The sequence below is a fragment of the Bradyrhizobium sp. genome (assembly GCF_049798375.1).
In the GTDB taxonomy this organism is placed as follows: domain Bacteria; phylum Pseudomonadota; class Alphaproteobacteria; order Rhizobiales; family Xanthobacteraceae; genus Bradyrhizobium.
This window is the reverse complement of the sequence record NZ_JBARGP010000463.1, coordinates 1-7,630: the sequence shown is the minus strand read 5'-3', so window position 1 is coordinate 7,630 and position 7,630 is coordinate 1. Positions and strand designations below refer to the sequence as shown.

The 7,630-nt window shown below is 65.0% G+C and carries 8 protein-coding genes; 1 reads left to right on the top strand and 7 read right to left on the bottom strand.

What is annotated here, in order from left to right; genetic code table 11:
* From WA702_RS19125 to WA702_RS19095, 7 genes are all read right to left on the bottom strand, one after another.
* Positions 1 to 1,532, bottom strand: a 1,532-nt coding sequence (locus tag WA702_RS19125; RefSeq protein WP_425112098.1) for an adenylate/guanylate cyclase domain-containing protein, incomplete at its 3' end; no start/stop codon positions are given.
* A gap of 135 nt (positions 1,533 to 1,667) precedes the next feature.
* Entirely contained in the window at positions 1,668 to 2,483 is an 816-nt protein-coding gene (locus tag WA702_RS19120) for a c-type cytochrome (protein ID WP_425112097.1), read from the bottom strand.
* Positions 2,483 to 4,105, bottom strand: coding sequence for a b(o/a)3-type cytochrome-c oxidase subunit 1 (locus WA702_RS19115; RefSeq protein ID WP_425112096.1), 1,623 nt, complete (start codon positions 4,103 to 4,105; stop codon positions 2,483 to 2,485). The genes WA702_RS19120 and WA702_RS19115 overlap by 1 nt, the downstream gene beginning before the upstream one ends.
* Positions 4,092 to 4,661: a cytochrome C oxidase subunit II gene (locus tag WA702_RS19110; protein ID WP_425112095.1), complete on the bottom strand. Its 570-nt coding sequence runs from the start codon at positions 4,659 to 4,661 to the stop codon at positions 4,092 to 4,094. The genes WA702_RS19115 and WA702_RS19110 overlap by 14 nt, the downstream gene beginning before the upstream one ends.
* Positions 4,658 to 4,828, bottom strand: coding sequence for a hypothetical protein (locus WA702_RS19105; RefSeq protein ID WP_425112094.1), 171 nt, complete (start codon positions 4,826 to 4,828; stop codon positions 4,658 to 4,660). Before WA702_RS19105 ends, WA702_RS19110 begins: the two co-directional genes overlap by 4 nt.
* A gap of 7 nt (positions 4,829 to 4,835) precedes the next feature.
* Positions 4,836 to 6,041: a c-type cytochrome gene (locus WA702_RS19100; protein WP_425112100.1), complete on the bottom strand. Its 1,206-nt coding sequence runs from the start codon at positions 6,039 to 6,041 to the stop codon at positions 4,836 to 4,838.
* Between the two features lie 62 nt (positions 6,042 to 6,103).
* Complete coding sequence (locus WA702_RS19095; protein ID WP_425112099.1) at positions 6,104 to 6,784, bottom strand: c-type cytochrome; 681 nt, start codon at positions 6,782 to 6,784, stop codon at positions 6,104 to 6,106.
* 332 nt (positions 6,785 to 7,116) lie between these two features.
* Between WA702_RS19095 and WA702_RS19090 the strand changes: the two genes are divergently transcribed.
* Positions 7,117 to 7,630: metallophosphoesterase family protein (locus WA702_RS19090; RefSeq protein ID WP_425112093.1), on the top strand; the 514-nt coding region annotated here is incomplete at its 3' end.

Genomic DNA, 7,630 nt, shown 5'->3' with positions numbered 1-7,630 from the left:
TGCTCCGCTGACAGCGCGCCCTTGGCGCCCATGATCTCGAACATGGTCTGGGGTTGCGTCTGCCCGAGCACAATCACGCAATCGATCTCCCGGACATCGACCGAATTGACGCAGGCCGCCGCGGTCGCCTCCGAGATCAGGCAGCGGCTGCCGTAGAGCTTGTTGGCGCCTTCCAGGCGCGAGGCAAGGTTCACGGTCGCGCCCATCACGGTGTAGCTCATCATGAAGGCCGAGCCGATGCTGCCGACCAGCGCCTCGCCGGTGGCGATGCCGATCCGGATGTCGCAGTCGGCCGGGATCGCGCGCACGCCGAGCAGCTCCGGCAGCTCCTTGATCAGGCCCTCGACGCGTCCGACCATCTCCAGCGCCGCAAGGCAGGCAGCGTCCGCCTGCTCCGCCTCGTCGATGAAGGGCGGCCCCCAATAGGCCATGATGGCATCGCCGACATATTTGTCGATGATGCCGCGATGCGCATGGATCGGCTCCGACATGGTCGACAGATAACGGTTCATGATCTTGACCAGCCCTTGCGGCGTCACGCCTTCGCTGAGCGCGGTGAATCCCTTCATGTCGCAGAACAGCACCGTCATGATGCGGCGCTGGCCGTCGGCAGCGGCCAGCGCAGGCTGGTCGAGCAGCCCGTCGGCGATGCGCGGATCGATGTAGCGGCCGAACGTCTCCCTGACGCGCTGGTTCTGGCGCAGCCGCTCGACCATGCGGTTGAACGCGGCCGACAACTGGCCGATCTCGTCACGCGTCGTGATGCTGATCGACTGGTCGAGCCGGCCGGCCTCGACCTCGCGCGTGCCTTCCAGCAGCCGCAGCACCGGCCGGGTGATGCCTGAGCCGACCAGCATCGCGAAGAAGAAACCGAGCACGGCGGCGATCCCGGTCACGGCCGCTGATATCACGATGGTCTGACGCTGCTGGCGGACCACGATTGCGGCACCCGCCTCGACCTGGCGCAGCATGTCGGCGCGAATGCCGTCGATCCGGCTGTTCAGCTCGCTCCTGAGCTGGTCGATATGCACCATGATGCGGCTGGCTTCCGGGAAATTATTGGCCTCGAGTTGCTCGAGCACCCTGTCGTTCTCCTCCTCCAGGCGCCGTCGCAGATCGTCCATCGCGTTCTCGATGCGGTCGTCCAAACGCCCCAGGGCGGCATTGTCCGACGGCGTCGAGTTATCGTCGATGATCGCGTTGATGAGCCGGCGCGCCTCTGCGGCCTCCTGCTCGACGGCGGCGTCGAGCTCCTTGAAATTCTTCAGCTGCTCCGCATAAGCCGCCTGATCCAGCGTCGGCTGCATGATCCGCATGCCCATCATCCGGCGGATCGCGACCGCGCGCTCCAGGGAGCGGATGTTGACCCGTGCCAGATGGCCATAGGCGGGGATGTAGCGATTGGTCAGCTCATCCAGAAGATGGCCGACCCGGCTGGCCAGCACCATCGACAGCGCGGAGGTGATCACCGCGAGGACGATCAGCCCGGCGGCGATGCCGATGATCTTCTGCCTGATGGATTTTCGAAACATGGCTTGGGCTCAAATGACGAATGGCCCAGCTAGCCCGAGAGCCCGCGTTTATGCAAATGAGTCGAGTGAGCGCTCTGCTATCGCGCCGGGAAAGGTGCACTCCTCTCCCTGTTCTTCACGGGAGCGGTTGATGCCCTACTGCACCGCCTTGACGATCTGAGCCGGCTGCGAGGCGTAGTAGGCCGCAGCCTCCTCGATCTCGGCCGGCGTCATCGCGCGCGCAATGTTGCGCATCTGCGCGCTGATGTCGTTGCGGCGCTGGCCCGAGGCGAAAGCCTCGAGCTGCGCCTTCAGATAGACCGCGGATTGGCCTTCCAGCCAGGGGCTGCCGGTCTTGTTGTCGAGGCTGCCATGGCAGGAGCCGCAGGGCGCGATGCCGCGCGTCGGCGCGCCGTAGACCACGATGGTGCCAGGCGCTCGCGGCGGCTCCGGATGAAAGGCCGGCAGCCGCGGCAAATAGGCGTAATAAGCGGCCAGATCGACGATCTCCTGGTCGGTCAGGTCGAGCGCAAATGGCGTCATCACCGCGTTCACGCGCGCGCCGGAGCGGAAGTCCGACAGCTCCTTGTAGATGACAGCGGCATACTGCCCGGCGAGATTGGGCGAGTCGGCGCGGCTGATGCCGGTTGGGCCGTGGCAAATGGCGCAGCGTTGCGCCAAGGTCGCTCCGCGGCCGATCGACTGCTGGCTCGGATGCGCCAGCGTGGCCGAAGTCAGCACCACTTTCGAGCCCGGTGCCCCGGCCGGTGGTGCCTCAGTGGTCGCGTTGCCGCTCGGCAGGCCAGCGGCGCTGCAGATCGCGTCCCAGATCCCGGTGAATTTCAGCTGCGGCTGGGCGTAAGGTAGCAGGATGAAGCCGGTCAGCGCCGACAGCAGGAACACGAACACCGTGACGCCAACCGCGGTACGTGTGTGGGGGTTGCGGAACGAGAACAGCTCGCGCGCGCTCATCATTGCGCTCCCACATAGACCGCCGGCACCGAGGTATCCGACCGCACCGCAAGGTTCAGGATCGGGAAGCCGTAATTGGTAATGGTCAGCCCGATCATCAGTGCGATCCACAGCCCGTGGCTATTGAGCACTGCTGGCACGGTGACAGGCGGATGCAGCGCGACGCTGAAGCGATACGGACCGCTGTCCGCCAGCGGAGCGCGCTGGCCGCGGATCAGCACCGCCAGGAACAGCGCGCCTGAGATCACGAGAATCACCGCCCCGATCACCGAGATCGAGACCTGGATCGCCTCCGGCGCCAGCGCCGGATTGGTGTAGTCGTAATAAGCCATCCGGCGCGGCATGCCGAGGATGCCGACATAGTGCCACGGGAAGGTGGTCACGATCATGCCGATGAACCAGAGCCAGAGCTGGGTGCGCATCAGCCCGAGATCGGTCAGCGCGCGCCCCGTGAGATGCGGCCACAGGTCATAGGCGATGGCGAAATACATGATGACGATGGCGCCGCCGAAGATCAGGTGGAAATGGCCGGTGATCCATTGCGTGTTGTGGATTGTCGCGTCGAGTTGGTAGCTCATGTTGATGAGGCCGCCAGCGCCGCCGAAGCCGAGCATGATGAAGGAGAACGTCACCGCCAGCATGATCGGGTTGTCCCATGGCAGCGTGCGAACCCAGCCGAACGCGCCCCTGCCCCCGCGCAGGCGGCTTGCGATCTCGACCGAGGCGCAGATCGTGAACACCGTCAGCAGGGTCGGCACCGCCACCAATGCGGTAAAGGCGGAGTGGACGAACTTGAAGCCGGCACCGACCATCGGATCGGCGAAGACGTGATGGATGCCGATCGGCATCGCCACCACCAGGAACAGGATGAAGGAGATCCGCGCCATGGTGTCGCTGTAGAGCCGGCCGCCGATCGCACGCGGCACGATGGTGTAATAGGCGATGTAGGTCGGGATCAGCCAGAAATAGACGATCGCGTGCAAGGTCCAGGAGAAGAACACCCGCGCCAGTCCCGCATCGATCGTGCTCTTCAGGCCGAGCGCGACCGGGATGATCTGCAGCAGCAATTCCAGCGCGGCGCCGACCGCGGTCCAGGCCCAGAGATAGGAGCCGGCGACATTGGCGAACATCGGCAGCGGCACCACCGCGCCCGGATTGGCTTTCTTCCAGACGTAGAGGTTGATCGACATCAGCGCGACCCAGATCCACGAGCCGACCACGACCAGCACGACGCCGATGTAGTAGAAGGCGCTGCCGATCAGCGGCGGGTAGAAGGTGTAGAGCACCGAGGCGCGGCCGAGCGCCACCGGCACCATCGCCATCACGGCACCGATCGCGAGCAGGACATAGCCGGTCCATGCCCAGCGCGCGCCGACCAGCCGCTGCTGCAACGAAGACTCACTGATCGCATAGCCGAAGCCCATCGCCACCAGGGTCGGGAACACATAGCCCATGACGGTGCCGTGCGCGGTCAGCGAGCGGTAGTACCATTCGGGATTGCTTAGCCAGGTGTGCAGCGGGCTGCGCACGAACATCTGCCAGGCACCGAGCAGCAGTGCTACTCCGAACACCGCAAAGGCGAGCCAGAAATGCGCCAGGATCAGCCGTCTATTCACCAACACAGGACAGTCTCCCCCCGGCCTTGGCCCGCGCCGCGAATGCGGCCTTGTCGATCACCTTGACCTTGCCCCACATGCCCTCGTGGCCGAAGCTGCAAAACTCCTGGCACGGCATCAGATGTTCGCCGGTCGCGGAGAAGCGCATGTACTGCTCGGAGATGTAGCCCGGCACCAGCATGGTGTTGATGTTGGTGCCTTGAACGAGGATGCCGTGCACCACGTCGGCGCTGGTTGCGCGCAAGGTGACCGGCGTATCCACCGGCACCAGGATGCAGGCCGGCGTGAAGGAATATTGCTGCCCGATCGCGCGCACCGTGACTGCGCCGTCGGCGGCGACCTCGGTGCCGAGATTGGATTCCACGAACTCGCCAGCGAGATGAAGCCGCGACGGATCGGTGGTCTCGACGCGCGCCTGCGGCATGGTGGTCCGATGCAGGCCGGCGAGTGCGGCGAGCAAGGTCATCGCGACGATGATGATGACGGAGATGATCGCCCAGCGGCGCTCGGTCCGGACGGCGATCGCGGCGCTGTCGTGATGGTTGTCCGCCTGCACGCTCATTGCAGCGCCCCGCGCGGCAGGAACACGAACAGGTAAAAGGCGAGCCACAGCGCGACCACGATCACAGTGGCGATGCCGGCGACCGTCAGCGCGCCATGCGGACCTTCGGCGACCGCGCGGTCAAGCGCCTGCTCGTCGGCTGAGGCGGGATGTTCGGAATTGATCATGAAATCCTCAATCCAGCGGAGCGGAGCGCAACTCGTTGGCATCGCGGGCCGAGACGGGCGTGCCGCGATTGCCCCAGGCGGTACGGATGTATGAGACCACCGCGGCGACCTCGTTGTCGGACAGCACGCCGGCGAAGGGCGGCATGCCGTAAGGCCGCGGATTGCCCTTGGTGCCCGGCGGATAGCCGCCATTCAGCACCATGCGGATCGGATTGACCGCGGATTGCATCTCGATCGACTGGTTGTTGGCGAGCGGCGGCCAATGCGGCGGCTTGCCCTCGCCCTGCGCGCCATGGCAGCTCGCGCAATTCTTGTCATAGACGGTCTTGCCGAGGCTGATCAGCAGGCTGCTTTCGGTGTTCGGCAGGGTCGAGACCGGTGCTGATGACGCAGAGCCTTCGGCGATGCCCTTCAGATACACCGCCATGGCGCGGGCATCCTCGTCGCTGAGATATTGCAGGCTGTTGTGCACCACCTCGGCCATCGGGCCATAGACCACGCCGCGCGCGGAGACGCCGGTCTGCAACAGGTCGGTGATGTCCTTGATGCTCCAGTTGCCGAGCCCGGCCTCGCGATTGGATGTCAGCGAGGGCGCGTACCAGTTCTGCATCGGGATCAGGCCGCCCTTGAAGGCGTCTGACTGCGAGGTGCCGCCGAGCGCGTTGATCGGCGAATGGCACATGCCGCAATGGCCGAGCCCCTCGACCAGATAGGCGCCGCGATTCCACTCCGCCGACTTGGCCGGGTCGTTCTTGAATTCGCCCTCGCTGAAGTACAGCGTGCGCCAGCCGAGGATGAGCTGCCTGTTGTTGTAGGGGAAGCGCAGATCATGCTCGCGGTTCTTTTGGCGAACCGGCGGGATCGATTTCAGATAGGCAAAGATCGCATCGCTGTCGGCCCGCGTCACCTTGGTGTAGGACGCGAACGGCATTGCCGGATAGATCAGCCCACCGTCCGGGAAGCGGCCGGAATGCATGGTCCGGTAGAAATCGTCCGCGCTCCATTTGCCGATGCCGGTCTCCGGATCGGGCGTGATGTTGGACGAATAGAGCGTGCCGAACGGGGTCGGCATGGCACGGGCGCCGGCAAACGTCCGGCCTTCCGGCGCGGTGTGGCAGGCGATGCAATCGCCGGCGCGCGCGAGGTATTCGCCGCGCTTCACGATATCATTGGTGGCAGCGGTCTGCGCGTGTACGGCGGAAGCCGCCAGCATTCCCGCGAACAATGCCGCGATGCGCGGGAGCGCGGTGAACAGCTGTCTCATCGGCGCACTCCTCATTCCGGCTCGCTGCCGCAGGCAAACGGCAGGACATAGCTGCCCTTCGGCAGCGGCGCCGCATTAGCGGGTGCAGGCCGCGTCGCGAGATAGGCCGCGACCGCGGTGACGTCAGCTTCGGTCAGCTTCGCGGCGACCTGTTGCATGCAGTCCGGCGCCTTGGCCGTGCGGGTGCCATAGCGCCAGCCACCGAGTTGCGCGCTGACATAGTTCGGGCGCAGGCCAAGCAGCCCCGGAATGCCCGGCTCCATGCCCAGCAAAGCGGGGCCGTGGCAGCTCGCGCAGGCCGGGATCTGGGCGGCGACGTCGCCGTGGGTCACCAGCGCCGCTCCGCGCTTCAGAACGTCTGCGCTCGCATCGCTGGCGGCAGGCGTCGGCAATGGCGGATGCTGGCTGGCGAAATAGTCGGCCATGTCCTTTAGATACGGATCGGGCAGGAATTCGAGCAAATAGTTCATCGGCGGATATTTGCGCCGGCCGCTGCGGAAGGCGAGCAGCTGATTGTAGAGATAGCCCGATGGCTTGCCGGCAAGCCTCGGGAAATAGACGTCGCTGGTCCCCTCGCCCTTATTGCCATGGCAAGGCGTGCACGCCTCGACACGTGCCGCCATGGTATCCGGCGGCTGAGTAAGCGTCTGGGACGAAACGGCAAAAGTCGGAAGCGCGACGGCAGAAATCAGGCAGGCATAGGTGAGTCGAACGGACACGCGGCATCCCCTCGTGCGGCGAAGTCAGGCGCTGACGTCGCAACGCAAAACGCAGCCCAGCTAAGTTGGTTCCAGAACGCCGTTCTGCGCCATGTTGCGTCGCGACGCCAGCCCGTTCTGCCGATCGTTTGCGATTCCGCACCGTTTGGCAATGGCGCCGTTCGGCGCAGCCCTTCTGGACCGGATCAAATCCGAGGGTCACACATCTGTCACCCGCAGCCGATTCATTCCGAGCCGGGAATAAACCCGGCCCCTCGCCAGTCTCCTCGCCTGCAAACCCAAAACGGGTGCCACGGAGAAGCGCGATGAGCCATCACGACCATGACGATCACGGCGTCAGCCGCCGCAAAGTGCTGGAATGCATGACCTGGGCCGGCACCGGTGTGCTCTGGACCATTTCCGGCGGCGTGCCGCGCTCGCTCGGCCTGGTTGATGCCGCGCAGGCCGCCGATAAGAAAGCCTCCGGCCTCACCTTCCTGCAGATCAGCGACAGCCATGTCGGCTTCGACAAGCCGGCCAATCCCAACGCGCTTGGGACCCTTGAAGAGGCCATCGGCAAGATCAACACCATGCCGGTCAAGCCGTCCTTCATGATCCACACCGGCGACATCTCGCATCTGTCGAAGGCCTCCGAATTCGACGATGCCGACCGCATCATCTCGCAGGCCAAGCTTGACGTGCATTACGTACCAGGCGAGCACGATTTCCTCGACGAGGACGTCAAGTTCTACAAGGACCGCTACGGCAAGGGGACGCGCGGCGCCGGCTGGTATTCCTTCGACGCCGACGGCGTGCACTTCATCGGCCTCGTCAACGTCG